At 65.2% G+C, this 13892-nt stretch carries 13 protein-coding genes; 10 read left to right on the forward strand and 3 right to left on the reverse strand.

Annotated features, from left to right (window positions below; all coding sequences use genetic code 11):
* The first annotated feature begins 16 nt into the window (after positions 1-16).
* Entirely contained in the window at positions 17-1594 is a 1578-nt protein-coding gene (locus DOM32_RS11070) for an aldehyde dehydrogenase (NADP(+)) (RefSeq protein WP_110634437.1), read from the forward strand.
* 151 nt (positions 1595-1745) lie between these two features.
* Here the strand turns inward: DOM32_RS11070 and DOM32_RS11075 are convergent, their stop codons facing one another.
* The gene (locus tag DOM32_RS11075; RefSeq protein WP_110634440.1) at positions 1746-2693 is read right to left on the reverse strand and encodes an AEC family transporter; all 948 of its coding nucleotides are present in this window, start codon (positions 2691-2693) and stop codon (positions 1746-1748) included.
* 332 nt (positions 2694-3025) lie between these two features.
* Between DOM32_RS11075 and DOM32_RS11080 the strand changes: the two genes are divergently transcribed.
* Genes DOM32_RS11080 through DOM32_RS11090 form a run of 3 tightly spaced genes read left to right on the forward strand, consistent with a single transcriptional unit; the run spans position 3026 to position 5783 of the window.
* Positions 3026-3832 carry an alpha/beta fold hydrolase gene (locus tag DOM32_RS11080; protein ID WP_110634443.1) on the forward strand — a complete coding sequence of 269 codons (807 nt, stop codon included), beginning with the start codon at positions 3026-3028 and terminating at the stop codon, positions 3830-3832.
* Positions 3829-4710, forward strand: a complete 882-nt coding sequence (locus DOM32_RS11085; protein WP_110634446.1) for an alpha/beta fold hydrolase — start codon at positions 3829-3831, stop codon at positions 4708-4710. The genes DOM32_RS11080 and DOM32_RS11085 overlap by 4 nt, the downstream gene beginning before the upstream one ends.
* Positions 4707-5783 carry a patatin-like phospholipase family protein gene (locus DOM32_RS11090; RefSeq protein ID WP_110634448.1) on the forward strand — a complete coding sequence of 359 codons (1077 nt, stop codon included), beginning with the start codon at positions 4707-4709 and terminating at the stop codon, positions 5781-5783. Before DOM32_RS11085 ends, DOM32_RS11090 begins: the two co-directional genes overlap by 4 nt.
* Before the next feature lie 9 nt (positions 5784-5792).
* Here the strand turns inward: DOM32_RS11090 and DOM32_RS11095 are convergent, their stop codons facing one another.
* Positions 5793-6362 carry a Smr/MutS family protein gene (locus DOM32_RS11095; RefSeq protein WP_110634451.1) on the reverse strand — a complete coding sequence of 190 codons (570 nt, stop codon included), beginning with the start codon at positions 6360-6362 and terminating at the stop codon, positions 5793-5795.
* A gap of 156 nt (positions 6363-6518) precedes the next feature.
* On the opposite strand from DOM32_RS11095, the gene prmB reads away from it, so the two are divergent.
* The gene (gene prmB / locus DOM32_RS11100) at positions 6519-7475 is read left to right on the forward strand and encodes a 50S ribosomal protein L3 N(5)-glutamine methyltransferase (protein ID WP_244179899.1); all 957 of its coding nucleotides are present in this window, start codon (positions 6519-6521) and stop codon (positions 7473-7475) included.
* Between the two features lie 35 nt (positions 7476-7510).
* A complete protein-coding gene (gene aroC, locus DOM32_RS11105) occupies positions 7511-8602 on the forward strand; it encodes a chorismate synthase (RefSeq protein WP_110634457.1) in 1092 nt (363 codons plus the stop codon).
* A 108-nt stretch (positions 8603-8710) separates the two neighbouring features.
* Here aroC and DOM32_RS11110 read toward each other — a convergent pair whose 3' ends face one another.
* Positions 8711-9595, reverse strand: coding sequence for a LysR family transcriptional regulator (locus DOM32_RS11110; protein ID WP_110634460.1), 885 nt, complete (start codon positions 9593-9595; stop codon positions 8711-8713).
* A 213-nt stretch (positions 9596-9808) separates the two neighbouring features.
* On the opposite strand from DOM32_RS11110, the gene leuC reads away from it, so the two are divergent.
* The 4 genes from leuC to leuB are packed head-to-tail and all read left to right on the forward strand — an operon-like array spanning position 9809 to position 13781.
* The gene (gene leuC, locus DOM32_RS11115; protein ID WP_071232139.1) at positions 9809-11257 is read left to right on the forward strand and encodes a 3-isopropylmalate dehydratase large subunit; all 1449 of its coding nucleotides are present in this window, start codon (positions 9809-9811) and stop codon (positions 11255-11257) included.
* A 12-nt stretch (positions 11258-11269) separates the two neighbouring features.
* Positions 11270-11914, forward strand: coding sequence for a 3-isopropylmalate dehydratase small subunit (gene leuD, locus DOM32_RS11120; RefSeq protein ID WP_071232140.1), 645 nt, complete (start codon positions 11270-11272; stop codon positions 11912-11914).
* Entirely contained in the window at positions 11907-12692 is a 786-nt protein-coding gene (locus tag DOM32_RS11125; protein WP_071232141.1) for a class I SAM-dependent methyltransferase, read from the forward strand. Before leuD ends, DOM32_RS11125 begins: the two co-directional genes overlap by 8 nt.
* Before the next feature lie 9 nt (positions 12693-12701).
* Positions 12702-13781: a 3-isopropylmalate dehydrogenase gene (gene leuB, locus DOM32_RS11130; RefSeq protein ID WP_071232142.1), complete on the forward strand. Its 1080-nt coding sequence runs from the start codon at positions 12702-12704 to the stop codon at positions 13779-13781.
* Positions 13782-13892: the final 111 nt, after the last annotated feature.

The following is a 13892-nucleotide window of genomic DNA, read 5'->3' on the forward strand; positions in this document are numbered from 1 at the left end:
TTTTCTAGGAGGCAATGTGAATCTGACTGGCGAACTACTGATTGGACAGCAAACCGTCAAGGGAGCCCGCGATCTGATCGTTGCGATCAATCCGGCGACGGGCGAGCGTCTGCCGACCGAGTTTTTCGGCGGTACTGCCGAAGACGTGACGCGAGCCTGCAATCTCGCCTGGTCGGCATTCGATACCTACCGAGAAACCTCGCTCGAAGAACGTGCCCGGTTTCTCGAGACGATCGCCGACGAGATCGAGGCGATCGGTGACGACCTGATCGAACGGGCCGTGGCCGAATCCGGTCTGCCCCAGGGGCGCATCCAGGGCGAGCGGGGCCGTACCTGCGGCCAGCTGCGCTTGTTTGCCGATACCGTGCGGGCGGGAGAGTGGCTCGATGTTCGCGTCGATCCGGCCTTGCCGGATCGCCAACCGATGCCGCGGGTCGATCTGCGCCAGCGTCATATCGCCCTGGGGCCGGTGGCCGTGTTCGGCGCCAGCAATTTCCCGCTGGCGTTCTCCGTCGCCGGTGGCGATACCGCGTCGGCACTGGCTGCAGGTTGCCCGGTGATCGTCAAGGGGCACCCGGCGCATCCCGGCACCTGCGAGCTGGTGGGTCGTGCCGTGCAGGCCGCCGTCAAGAAGTGCGGTCTGCCCGAAGGCGTGTTCTCGATGCTGCACGATTCCAGCTTCGAGGTGGGGCAGGCGCTGGTCGCCGATCCGCGGATCAAGGCAGCGGGCTTCACCGGGTCGCGCAAGGGCGGTCTGGCGCTGCTGGAGATTGCCCAGCGTCGTCCGGAGCCGATCCCGTTCTATGCGGAAATGAGCAGCATCAACCCCGTGTTCCTGTTGCCGGCGGCGTTGAAGGCGCGCGCCAAGGCGCTGGGCGAGGCGTTCGTGGGCTCTCTCAACATGGGCGCCGGTCAGTTCTGCACCAATCCGGGCCTGGTGATCGCGGTCGAAGGGCCGGATCTCGACGCGTTCATCGAGTCCGCCAGCGAAACGCTCAAGAGCAGCACGGCGCAGACGATGCTGACGCCGGGGATTCACGAAGCGTATGGCCAGGGCGTCCGCGCGCTGGCGGCGAACAGCAAGGTTCGCGAAGTGGCGCGTGGACTGGAGGGCGAAGGCGCCAACCAGTGCCAGGGCGGCCTGTTCGTGGCTGCCGGCGAGGACGTGATCGCCGATACCTCGCTGCAGGCAGAAGTCTTCGGCGCCTCCTCGCTGATCGTGGCCTGCCGCGATGCGGCGGAAGTCAAGCGTGTCGCCGAGGTGCTTGAAGGCCAGCTGACGGCAACGCTGCAGATGGACGCCGCCGATCACGAGGCTGCCAGGGTGCTGCTGCCGACGCTCGAGCGCAAGGCGGGCCGGATCATGGCCAATGGCTGGCCGACCGGGGTGGAAGTATGCCACGCCATGGTTCACGGCGGCCCGTTCCCGGCGACTTCGGATTCGCGCACCACGTCCGTGGGGACCGCGGCGATCTTCCGCTTCCTGCGCCCCGTCTGTTACCAGGACCTGCCGGATGCGCTGCTGCCGGAAGCCGTGCGCGAGAGCAATCCGCTGAAGCTGCGTCGCCTCGTCGACGGCGAACGCGAACGCTGATCTCGTCAGCTCGCATGCCAGTCATCGGCATGACGATGACTGGCTGATGAGACGATCTGATGAGACAGGGCAATGAAAAGGGTCGCTCGAGAGCGGCCCCTTTTTCGTCCGGTATTCGTCCGGCGTTCGTCCGGCAGCGACAGCGCCCGGGCTATACCAGCCCCAGCCATTTCAGCAGGAACAGCCCCAGGCTGAGGGTGAACATCGACGCGAAAGTGGTGATGACGATGATGTTGGCAGCCAGCTTGTCGTTGCTCTTGAACGCCTTGGCCATGACGAAACTGGCCGCTGCCCCCGGGCAACCCAGGTAGAGGAAGATGATCCCCAGTGCCGGGCCGTGAATCCCCACGGCGAGGGCGCCCAGCACCCCGAGCAGGGGAACCCACACCAGCTTCCAAAGGCTGGCGTCGAGGGCGATGGTGCTGCTGCGCTTGAACGCGCTGACGGAAAGCGTGCCGCCAATGCAGATCAATCCCAACGGCAGCGACATGCCGGCAAGATAGCCGCCCGAGGTCATGACCCAGCCGGGGAGTTCGATATCCGATAGTGCCACCGGGATCGCGAAGACGACGCTCAGGATGAGCGGATTCTTGGCCAGATTCTTGATCAGGCTGCGGAAGTCCGTGGCGACCTCGTCACTGTAGAGCGACAGGATGAAGACCGAAAAGACGTTGTAGATGACGATGACCGCGCCGGCCAGCACGCCGCCCACGGAAAGGCCGTAGTCGCCGTACTGGCCGGCCGCCAGGGCGAGCCCGACGATGCCGTTGTTGGCGCGGAATGCCCCCTGGGTGAAGATGCCCCTTTCCACGCGGGGGTGCCGCCAGATCGCCCAGGCCCAGGCGAGAAAGAAGCTGATGATGGTGTAGCCGATGAAATAGCCGATCAGTTCCGGCTGCAGGGCGCGGCTCAGGTCCGCCTTGATGATGCTCAGAAACAGCAGCGCCGGCATGGTGACCTTGAATACCAGCATCGATGCCGTGGTGATGAAGTGGGAATCGATCCAGCCGATCCGCTTGAGGCCGAGCCCCAGGAAGACCATCAGAAAGACCGGCAGCGTGATTTCCAGCGTATGGGTAAAAGCGGCCAGCAGCCCCATGATTCACTCTCCGCCGCGAACCAGCCAGAAGCCGACCACGAGCGCCGCGATCAGCAGCGCCCAGAACAAGCGGTTACGCAGACGGGTATCGCGGTGGGATCTTTTGCGAGACACAGTACAATCCTTGCTGAATAAAAGGGTCGAATGCCGCCGGGATGCGAGCCCGTTCCATGATCGTGGCCATCGAATCCTGTCGGCGGCGATCAGGGCCGATGCCAGCCGAATGTCGAAAGACGATATCGAGAGGCATTGGCGTAGGGGCGTTCGACCCGGGTCGTGAATTTGAAGCCATGCACTTATAGCCGATTAGCCGATAGTCTAAGGGAATTCAGATGTCGATGCTGCGTTATCCACTGGTCTTTGCCCACGCCAACGGGTTTACCGGTAGCAGTTACCGGACGCTGTTGTCACCGTTGGCGACGCATTTCGAACTGCATCCGCTGGACCGTCTGGCGCACGACCCCCAGTTCCCGGTGGGGCGGAACTGGCTGGCATTGCGCGAAGAGTACCTGTCGGCCACCGCGTCGTTATCGACGCCGATCGTCGCCGTGGGGCACTCCATGGGTGGCGTGCTTTCGATCATGGCCGCCTCCAAGGCGCCGGACCGCTTTCGCGCCGTGGTGGCACTGGATCCGCCATTGCTGCTCGGGCGGGACGCCTGGAGGTTGAAGTTCGCCAAGCTCGCCGGCTTCGTCGACCGGGTGACGCCGGCCGGCAAGACGCTGCGCCGTCGCGAGGTCTGGCCCAGCCGGGAGGCGATGGCCGCTTCGCTGAGGCGCCGTTCGCTGTTCCAGGGCTTTACCGAAACCGCGATGGAGGATTACGTCACCGGGGCGACGACAATCGTCGATGACAGCGGCGCGGCGAAGCTGCGCTATGCACCCCGTACCGAGGCCGCCGTGTTTCGTCACCTGCCGGATCATCTCACCTCGGTGCTGCGCAGACTCAAGGTGCCGCTGACCGTGATCGCCGGTGAAGACTCCGATCTGCTGACGCCCGAGCGGCGACGCACGCTCTCGCGGCTGGGCATTCGGTTGCGTTGTGTGCCCGGCGGTCACATGTTTCCGTTCGAGCATCCGCAAGCGACCCGGCAGGCGATTCTGGAAGCCGTCGACAGCATGCTGGGAGAAGATCCTTGAAGGCACGAGAGAGGGTTCTGGGTGAAGGGCGTCTGGCCGCGTTGAGCTGGGGTGACGACGCCGCGCCCACCTGGGTGGCCCTACATGGCTGGCTCGACAACGCCGCGACGTTTTCCCGCCTGGCGCCGGCACTGGTCACCGCGCTGGGAATACGCCTGGTGGCGCTGGATTTGCCGGGGCACGGCCATTCACCGCATCGTGGCGCGCAGGCCGAGTACCCGTTGTGGGGCTACTTGCCGGACGTGCTCGACGCCGTGGACGCCCTGGACCTGAGCTCGACGACCTTCGTCGGCCATTCGATGGGTGCCGGGGTTGCCAGTCTGATCGCTGCCGCCGCGCCGGAGCGGGTCGATGGACTGGTGCTGATCGATGGGCTCGCCTCGACCACCAACGAGCCCGGCGAGACGGTGACGCAGCTGCAGGCAGCGCTGCGGGCACGGCGGCGTTCACGCAGCGCTGCCGGTGGTTATGCGAGCATCGAAGACGCGGTGGCGGCGAGGGTGCGTGGCGGGGTCACCCGGATCGATGCCGATACCGCGCGGCCCATCGTCGAGCGTAATCTCGGCCGGCAGGAAGGCGGGCGCTACCGCTGGCGGACCGACCGACGCCTGATCCAGCCGTCGCTGCTGCGCTGGACGCCGGACCAGATGCTGGCAACGGTGTCCGCCATCCGCGCCCCGGTACTGCTGTTGCAGGCGACGGCCGGCGTATTGACTCAGCGGCCACATCTCGGCGAGGCCTGCCGCCGGATCGACAGGCTCGAACGGCGCATCGTCTCCGGCGGGCATCATCTGCATCTGGAGGGCATCAGAGTGGCACAGGTCGCCTCGGAAATCGTACGCTGGCATCAATCGACGGTGGGAGAGTCCATGTCATGAAACCTCGCGTCTCGTTGGTATTGGGGAGTGGCGGTGCACGGGGTTACGCCCATATCGGCGTGATCGAGGAGCTCGAGGCGCGCGGCTACGAGATCGCGTCGATCTCCGGTTGCTCCATGGGCGCCTTGATCGGCGGCATCTACGCCGCCGGCAAGCTCGACGGCTACCGTGACTGGGTTTGTCAGCTCGATTATTTCGACGTGCTGCGGCTGGTCGACATCACCTGGAGCGCCATGGGAGCCATGCGCGCGGGCAGGGTGATGACCAAGCTGGAGTCGCTGGTCGGGGATATCCGTATCGAGAACCTGCCGATGCCGTTCACGGCGGTGGCGACGGATCTGAGCCGCCAGCGGGAAGTGTGGTTCCAGAGTGGCCCGCTGCTGCGCGCGATCCGCGCCTCGATCGCAGTGCCCGGCATCATCACGCCGGTTCAGGACAACGGTCATGTGCTGGTCGACGGAGGGCTGCTGAACCCGCTGCCGATCATTCCCACGGTTTCCGTCGATGCGGACATCGTGCTGGCGGTCAACGCCACTGCCCAGACGCCGACGCCCGTGACGCTGGAAGAGTTGCTGCCCGCCGAACAGGCGGCCCAGGAATACGAACGTGAAATCGAACGCGAAGCCGAAGGCAAGAGCTTCAGCGGCTGGCTGAAGAACGTGCGCACGCGGGTACAAGGCATGGTCTCATCGTTCAGCGACGAAGAGGAAGCATCGGAAAACACCAGCTGGTCGAGCCAGACCGAGCGCGCCTGGAGCAAGCTCGACATGATGCTGGCCTCGTTCGATATCACTCAGGCCGCGCTGGCCAAGTACAAGATCGCCGGCTATCCGCCCGACATTCTGATCGAGGTGCCCAAGAGCGTGTGCGGCGCCTACGAATTCCATCGCGCCGAGGCGCTGATCGAGCTGGGGCGCTATCTTGCCGCCCAGGCCCTGGATCGCTATGAGCGACAGCGGGACCGGACGTCTGCCGCCGCCGAACCGGCCGATGGCCATCGCCACCCGGCCAGCAGCGCCGACCCGCAAGGGCGCCTGCCGCTGCCGCTATCCTCGCCCAAGCGCCACGGTTGACGCCGCTCGTCAATCGCCGCGCGTGCGCAACAGCACGTAGAGGGCGCCGGTGCCGCCGTCGATCTCGCTCGCCGAGCAGAAGGCCAGTACCCGCGACCAGTTCTTGAGCCAGGTGTTGACGTGGCTCTTGATCACCGGGTAGTCCGCGCCGCTGCCGCGATAACCGCGCGCCTTGCCATGCACCACCAGCACGCAGCGAACCCGGCTGGCGATGGCGTCGTCGATGAACGATTCTAGTTCGGCACGGGCTTCGTCGAGGGTGTAGCCGTGAAGGTCGAGCCCGCCTTCCCAGGCGATGTGACCGCGCTTGAGCTGGGCAAAGGTTCGCGGTGGCAGATCCGGGATCGAGAATTCCAGGCGCTGATGCGGCGTGACCGCCTCGACGCCGCCGTCCGATAGCCGGGATTGCACGACCGGCGGCGCCTGCTCGGCGGCTTCACGCCGCGCGTCGGCGTTGAGCGCGTTGCGCCGCGGGCGACCCGTGGCCGCACGGTTGAGCTTGAGCCGCTGAACGCCGGCCGCTTCCAGTGCCTGGCGGAAGGCGTTGTGATCGTCGTCGTCGCTCGGGGAGTGGGTCATTGCCATTGTGCCTTTGCTGACCGCTGTCTTTGGCTTGAGTGATTCAGCGGGCGGAAGGGTAACCGATTCCGCGCGTCATGACATGGCCGGCTGTGAACGCGCGAGCCTTGCGCGTACAATCGTCGTCCGTTTTCCAGCCAGATGCGAGTTCCTTCCATGTCGCCACCGCAGTCGACCCTGACGCTAGCGGACGATGCCATCGTCGAAGACCTGTTCAGCGTGCGGGACTGCCTGCGCTGGGCCACCACCGAATTCCATGCCCATCGGCTGCATTTCGGCCATGGCACCGACAGCGCCTGGGACGAAGCGGTGGCCTTGGTGCTGGGCGCGCTGCATCTGCCGTGGGACATCGACCCGGCCGTGCTCGACGCGCGTCTGCTGGGCATCGAGCGGCGCCGGATCGTCGCGCTGGTGAGAAGTCGCATCGAGTCGCGTCGGCCGTTGCCCTACCTGCTCGGCGAGGCGTTTTTCGCCGGCTTCCCGTTCGAGGTCGACGAGCGGGTGCTGATCCCCCGTTCGCCCATCGCCGAACTGATCGAACAGGGCTTCTCGGCCTGGTTCGATGACCTGCCGCCGGCGCACGTGCTCGACCTGTGCACCGGCTCCGGCTGTATCGGCATTGCCACGGCGCTCTACCTGCCCACCTGCGAGGTGGATCTGGTCGATATCAGCGTGGAAGCGCTCGAGGTCGCCAAGGCGAATATCGTGCGGCATGATGTCGGGCGGCGCGTTCGCGCGGTGGCGTCGGATCTGTTCGAAGGCGTCGCGGGGCAGCATTACGATCTGATCGTCAGCAATCCGCCCTATGTCGACACTCGCGACCTGGCGGCCATGCCGGCGGAGTATCGGCACGAGCCCGATCTGGCACTGGGCGCCGGTCGCGATGGTCTCGACATCGTCCGACGCATCCTGCGCGAAGCCCGCGCCTACCTGAACGACGGCGGCATGCTGATCGTCGAAGTGGGCAACTCCCAGCGTCATCTGGAGGCGGCTTTCCCGGAAGTGCCGTTCCTGTGGCTGGAGTTCGAACGCGGCGGGGAAGGGGTCTTTGCGCTGAGCGCCGAGGATCTCGATACCTACGCGGATTACTTCGTCGCGTCTCATCCGGCCTGAACCTGAATCTTTCTTCCCTTTCCTGAGGATCGCGCATGTCCGGCAACACCTTCGGCAAACTGTTCACCGTCACCACCTTCGGTGAGAGTCACGGCCCCGCGCTGGGTGCCATCGTCGACGGCTGCCCGCCGGGGCTCGAACTCAGCGAGGCGGATCTGCAGCGCGACCTGGACCGCCGCCGGCCGGGCTCGTCACGCCATACCACCCAGCGCCGCGAGCCGGATCAGGTCCGGATCCTCTCCGGGGTGTTCGAAGGCCGCACCACGGGCACGCCGATCGGACTGATGATCGAGAATACCGACCAGCGCTCCAAGGACTATTCCAAGATCGCCGAGCAGTTCCGCCCGGCCCACGCCGATTACACCTATCACCACAAGTACGGCATTCGCGACTATCGCGGCGGTGGCCGCTCCAGCGCCCGCGAGACCGCCATGCGCGTTGCCGCTGGCGCCATCGCCAAGACGTGGCTCGCCCGGCAGGGCATTCGGGTGCGCGGCTACATGAGCCAGCTCGGCCCCATCGCGATCGACTTCAAGGGATGGGAGGGTGTCGACGACAATCCGTTCTTCTGCCCGGACCCGGACAAGCTGCCGGAACTCGAGGCCTACATGGATCAGCTGCGTCGCGACCAGGACTCGGTGGGCGCCAGGATCACGGTCGTCGCCGAAGGCGTGCCGGTGGGGCTGGGCGAGCCGGTCTTCGATCGTCTGGATGCCGACCTGGCCCACGGGCTGATGAGCATCAACGCGGTGAAGGGCGTCGAGATCGGCGACGGTTTCGATGTCGTGACCCAGCGCGGCACCGAGCATCGCGATGAAATGACGCCGGAAGGATTCCTGTCCAATCACGCCGGCGGCGTGCTCGGCGGCATCTCCAGCGGCCAGCCCATCGTCGCGCATCTGGCGCTCAAGCCGACCTCCAGCATCACCCAGCCGGGGCGTTCGATCGATATCCACGGCGAGCCGGTGGAGGTCGTCACCAAGGGGCGTCACGACCCCTGCGTCGGTATCCGCGCCACGCCGATCGCCGAGGCGATGATGGCGTTGACGCTGATGGATCATCTGCTGCGCCACCGTGCCCAGAACGGCGACGTTCACGTCGATACGCCGCGCCTTGGTCAGGTCTGATAGCCCGCCTCGGTCAGACTTGGTGGATAGCATCACTCTGAATAGATAGCGCTCCTCTGATGGATAGCGTCCCTCTGATAGATAGCGCCCCTCTGATGGATAGCGTCCCTAGGCATCGGGAGTGAGGCGCGCGCCCTCCAGCTCCGCGATCATCGCGCGTCCGGCGTTGGAGAGCGTGCGCTGCTTGTGCACCAGGTAGCCCAGCCGGCGCTCGATCGGGGGGTGCGTCACCGGTAGTACCGCGATGTCGTCGTCGACCATGCTTTCCGGCAGCACGCTCCAGCCCAGCCCGATACCCGCCATCATCTTCAGCGTCTCCAGGTAATTGGTGGAAAGCGCCACATCGACGGTCAACCCCGCGCGACTGAACGATCCCACCACGATGTCCCGAGTAAACGTTAGCGGCCCCGGCAGCACCGCCGAATAGTCCACCAGCGCTGACAGCGGCAGCTCGCCGTGTGCCGCCAGAGGATGGTCGGGCGCGGCGACGAAGCGCAGTCGATCGATCCACACCGGCACCGATTCCACCTGCGGATTGGGCCGGGGCGACAGCGTCACCACGGCCAGTTCGATCTCCCCGGCGACGACGCCGTGATAGGCCTGTTCGGAATCGAGAAAGCGCAGATCCAGATCGACGTGCGGGTAGCGCTGGGTGAACGCCTTGAGTACTGGAGGAAGCCGGTGCAGGCCGACATGGTGGCTGGTGGCGAGCGTCAGGCTGCCTTCGACGCTGCCGCTCAGGTTGCTCAAGGTGCGCCGGCTGTCCTCCACCAGTTGCAGGATCTGGCGGGCTCGGGGCAGCAGCAGCCGGCCCGCTTCGGTTAGGCTGACGCGGCGATTGATGCGGTCGAAGAGCTTGGCGCCGGTCTGATGTTCCAGCGTGGCGATGCGCTTGCTGATGGCCGGCTGGGTGAGGTGCAGTTGCTCGCCGGCCAGCGAGAACGACGTCGTATCGGCGACCGCGATGAAGGCTTGCAGGCTCTGGGTGTCCATGGCGTCGTTGGCTTTCCGTACGTGGCATTGATGAACCAGAATCAGTGAATTCTGTTATGGAATCCAAAGCATAATCAAGATGAATTGATTTTATGCATGACGGCGCCGTATCTTGGTCGCCACACCATTCGCGGGCCGCTGTCATGGCGTCGCGATTCGCAAGCGTTACGTCACCAAGCTGCTTCAGACAGCGTGACGGAGGAGATAAAACACATGGCAAGCCAGACGCTCTACGACAAACTCTGGGCGCAGCACCTGGTGACTCAGCGCGACGACGGTTCGGCGCTGATCTACATCGATCGTCATCTGCTGCACGAAGTCACCTCGCCGCAGGCGTTCGAAGGGCTGCGTCTGGCCGGTCGCAAGCCCTGGCGCCGCGATGCCAACCTGGCGACGCCGGACCATAACGTGCCGACCACGCTCAAGGAGCGCAGCGCCGGTAACGCCGGGATTCTCGACGACGTCTCGCGCATTCAGGTCGAAACCCTGGATGCCAACTGCGAGAGCTTCGACATCGAGGAGTTCCGGATCAACGACGAGCGCCAGGGCATCGTCCACGTGGTCGGGCCGGAGCAGGGCGCCACGCTGCCGGGGATGACCGTGGTCTGCGGCGATTCCCATACCGCGACCCACGGCGCCTTCGCTGCGCTTTCCCACGGCATCGGCACGTCCGAGGTCGAGCACGTGCTCGCCACCCAGTGCCTGATCGCCCAGAAGATGAAGAACATGCAGGTGCGTGTCGAGGGCAAGCTGGGCCTCGGCGTCACCGCCAAGGACATCGTGCTGGCGATCATCGGCCGTATCGGTACCGCTGGCGGCACCGGATATGCCATTGAGTTTGCCGGCAGCGCGATCCGCGAGCTTTCCATGGAAGGCCGCATGACGATCTGCAACATGGCGATCGAAGCCGGCGCCCGCGTGGGGCTGGTGGCGGTGGATGACACCACGATCGATTACCTGAAGGGCCGTCCGTACGCGCCCTCGGCCGAGCAGTGGCCGGCGGCGGTCGAAGCCTGGCGTGATCTGGTCTCCGACGAGGGCGCGCACTTCGACAAGGTCGTCGAACTCGACGCCGCCGAGATCGAGCCGCAGGTGACCTGGGGCACCAGTCCGGAAATGGTCGCCAACGTCTCCGCCGCGGTGCCCGATCCGGCCAGTGCCGGTGACGAGACCGTCACGCAGGGCATGACGCGTGCGCTGGAGTACATGGGGCTCAGCGCCGGGCAGAAGATCACCGATATCCGGCTCGACAAGGTGTTCATCGGCTCCTGCACCAACTCGCGGATCGAGGATCTGCGCGAAGCCGCCAAGGTCGCCCGAGGGCGCAAGGTCGCCGACAACATCCAGCTGGCGATGGTAGTGCCGGGCTCCGGACTGGTGAAGCGGCTGGCCGAAGCCGAAGGGCTCGACAAGGTCTTCATCGAGGCGGGCTTCGAGTGGCGTGAACCGGGCTGCTCGATGTGTCTGGCGATGAATGCCGACAAGCTGGGCGCCGGCGAGCGCTGCGCGTCGACCTCCAACCGCAACTTCGAGGGGCGCCAGGGCTACGGTGGACGTACCCATCTGGTGAGCCCGGCGATGGCCGCGGCGGCCGCCATCGAAGGCCACTTCGTGGATGTCCGAAGCTATGACTATGACCGCGCCGATGCGATGAGTGCCTAAGGAGACCAGACGATGAAAAAGTTCGAACGCCTGCAGGGTCTGGTCGCGCCGCTGGATCGCGCCAATGTCGATACCGACCTGATCATTCCCAAACAGTTTCTGAAGTCGATCAAGCGTACCGGCTTCGGCCCCAACCTGTTCGACGAGCTGCGCTATCTCGACGAGGGCTATCCGGGCCAGGATGCGGCCAGCCGTCCACTCAATCCGGACTTCGTGCTCAACCAGCCGCGCTATCGCGACGCGCAGGTGCTGCTGGCACGGCGCAACTTCGGCTGCGGAAGCTCGCGCGAGCACGCCCCCTGGGCGCTGGACGATTTCGGCTTCCGCGTGGTGATCGCGCCGAGCTTCGCCGATATCTTCTACAACAACTCGTTCAAGAACGGCATCCTGCTGATCACGCTCGACGAGGCGACGGTCGACCGGCTGTTCCAGGAAACGGAAGCCAGCGAAGGCTATCGTCTCGATATCGATCTCGAAGGGCAGCAGGTGATCACGCCGAGCGGCGAGGCGATCCCGTTCGAGGTCGATGCGTTCCGCAAGCACTGTCTGCTGGAAGGCCTCGATGATATCGGCCTGACGCTCGAGCAGGCCGGCGCCATCCGCGACTATGAAAGCCGTCATCGTGCGGCGAATCCGTGGCTGTTCCGCGATGCGTGATTCGGGCAAGCGTGGTGGTCACAGCGATGTGGTCGAACGCCAGTTCGGTGGCCAGGCAGGCGCCTATCTGTCGAGCCAGGTGCATGCCCAGGGCGCTGAGTTCGCCCAGTTGCGGGAGCGTGTCGCAGGACTCGACGCGCCCCGCGTGCTGGATCTCGGCTGCGGCGCTGGGCATGTCAGCTTTCAGGTCGCCGATCTGGCAGCGGAGGTCGTGGCCTATGATCTCTCGCCGCGAATGCTCGAGGTGGTCGGCGAGGCGGCCCGCGAACGCGGCTTCGGCAATATCCGTACGGTTCAGGGCGTTGCGGAGTCGCTGCCGTTTGCCGACGACAGTTTCGATGTCGTCTGCAGCCGTTTCTCCGCACACCACTGGCGCGATGTGGGACTGGCGCTGCGCGAGGCGAGGCGCGTCCTCAAACCCGGCGGGCTGGCGGCGTTCATCGACGTCGCCGCTTCCGAGCAGCCGCTGTTCGACAGCTTCCTGCAGACCGTCGAGATGCTGCGGGATACCAGCCACGTTCGCGATTACGCACCGAGCGAGTGGGCGCAGATGGTCGGTGAGGCCGGGCTCGTGGTGACGGCCAGTTCGCGCCAGCGGCTGCGGCTGGATTTCGATACCTGGATTGCGCGAATGCGCACGCCCGATGTCATGCGCGACGCGATCCGTCATCTGCAGCAGCAGGTGGGTCAGGAAGTCCGCGATGCCTTCGAGATCGGTGATGACGGCTCCTTCACCACGGACATGCTGGTGCTGTGGGCGACCAAAGAACACGTTTGAGGAAAATGCATGAGCAAGAAGATTCTGGTGTTGCCCGGCGATGGCATCGGCCCGGAAATCACCGCCGAGGCGGTCAAGATCCTGAATGCCTGCCGTGAGGCGGGGCTGGACGCGGAACTTGAAGAGGCGCTGGTCGGCGGCGCCGGCTACGACGCCGAGGGGCATCCGCTACCCGAGTCCACGCTGGAGAAGGCCAAGGCCGCCGATGCGATCCTGCTCGGCGCCGTGGGCGGTCCCAAGTGGGATACGCTGGAAGATCTGAGCAAGCGTCCCGAAAAGGGGCTGCTGGGGCTGCGCAAGAATCTCAACCTGTTCGGCAATCTGCGCCCGGCGCTGCTCTATCCGCAGCTGGCCGAGGCGTCGACGCTGAAGCCGGAAGTCGTCTCCGGGCTCGACATCATGATCGTGCGCGAGCTGACCGGCGGTATCTATTTCGGCCAGCCGCGCGGCATCGAGGAGCGCGACGGTGAGCGGGTCGGGTTCAATACCTACGTCTATTCCGAATCCGAGATCGAACGCATCGGTCGCGTCGCCTTCGAGATGGCGCAGAAGCGGGGCAAGAAGCTCTGCTCGGTGGACAAGGCCAATGTGCTGGAAGTCACCATCCTGTGGCGCGAGGTGATGAACCGGCTAGCGCCGGAGTATCCGGACGTCGAGCTGTCGCACATGTACGTCGACAACGCCGCGATGCAGCTGGTGCGCGCGCCCAAGCAGTTCGACGTGGTGGTGACCGGCAACATGTTCGGCGACATTCTTTCCGATGCCGCCGCCATGCTCACCGGCTCGATCGGCATGCTGCCGTCCGCGTCGCTCAACGAGAAGCAGCAGGGCATGTACGAGCCGTGTCACGGCAGTGCACCGGATATTGCAGGCCAAGGTCTCGCCAACCCGCTGGCGACGATTCTGTCGGTGGCGATGATGCTGCGCTACTCGTTGAGCGAGCCGGCGCTGGCCGATCGTATCGAGCGCGCCGTGGGCAAGGTGCTGGATCAGGGCCTGCGCACCGCGGACATCGCCTATCCGGGCACCCGCCAGGTTTCCACTAGCGAAATGGGCGACGCGGTGCTGGCGGCTTTTGCCGAGGCCTGAGCCGAATGCGCTAAACTGATATCATTCACGTCTTCACTTGCTGATGATGCGACGACCGAAATGGGTCGTCGCATCGATTCACGACATTCAAAATATTTCGGGGTACGCCAC

Source organism: Salinicola salarius (genome assembly GCF_003206135.1).
GTDB lineage: Bacteria > Pseudomonadota > Gammaproteobacteria > Pseudomonadales > Halomonadaceae > Salinicola > Salinicola salarius.

Excerpts from the sequence above, each read along its gene's own strand:
- DOM32_RS11125 (WP_071232141.1), top strand. The coding sequence starts at position 11,907 with ATGCGTGATTCGGGCAAGCGTGGTGGTCACAGCGATGTGGTCGAACGC.
- aroC (WP_110634457.1), top strand. The coding sequence starts at position 7,511 with ATGTCCGGCAACACCTTCGGCAAACTGTTCACCGTCACCACCTTCGGT.
- DOM32_RS11080 (WP_110634443.1), top strand. The coding sequence starts at position 3,026 with ATGTCGATGCTGCGTTATCCACTGGTCTTTGCCCACGCCAACGGGTTT.
- leuC (WP_071232139.1), top strand. The coding sequence starts at position 9,809 with ATGGCAAGCCAGACGCTCTACGACAAACTCTGGGCGCAGCACCTGGTG.
- leuD (WP_071232140.1), top strand. The coding sequence starts at position 11,270 with ATGAAAAAGTTCGAACGCCTGCAGGGTCTGGTCGCGCCGCTGGATCGC.
- DOM32_RS11110 (WP_110634460.1), bottom strand. The coding sequence starts at position 9,595 with ATGGACACCCAGAGCCTGCAAGCCTTCATCGCGGTCGCCGATACGACG.
- DOM32_RS11090 (WP_110634448.1), top strand. The coding sequence starts at position 4,707 with ATGAAACCTCGCGTCTCGTTGGTATTGGGGAGTGGCGGTGCACGGGGT.
- leuB (WP_071232142.1), top strand. The coding sequence starts at position 12,702 with ATGAGCAAGAAGATTCTGGTGTTGCCCGGCGATGGCATCGGCCCGGAA.
- prmB (WP_244179899.1), top strand. The coding sequence starts at position 6,519 with ATGTCGCCACCGCAGTCGACCCTGACGCTAGCGGACGATGCCATCGTC.
- DOM32_RS11075 (WP_110634440.1), bottom strand. The coding sequence starts at position 2,693 with ATGGGGCTGCTGGCCGCTTTTACCCATACGCTGGAAATCACGCTGCCG.
- DOM32_RS11095 (WP_110634451.1), bottom strand. The coding sequence starts at position 6,362 with ATGACCCACTCCCCGAGCGACGACGACGATCACAACGCCTTCCGCCAG.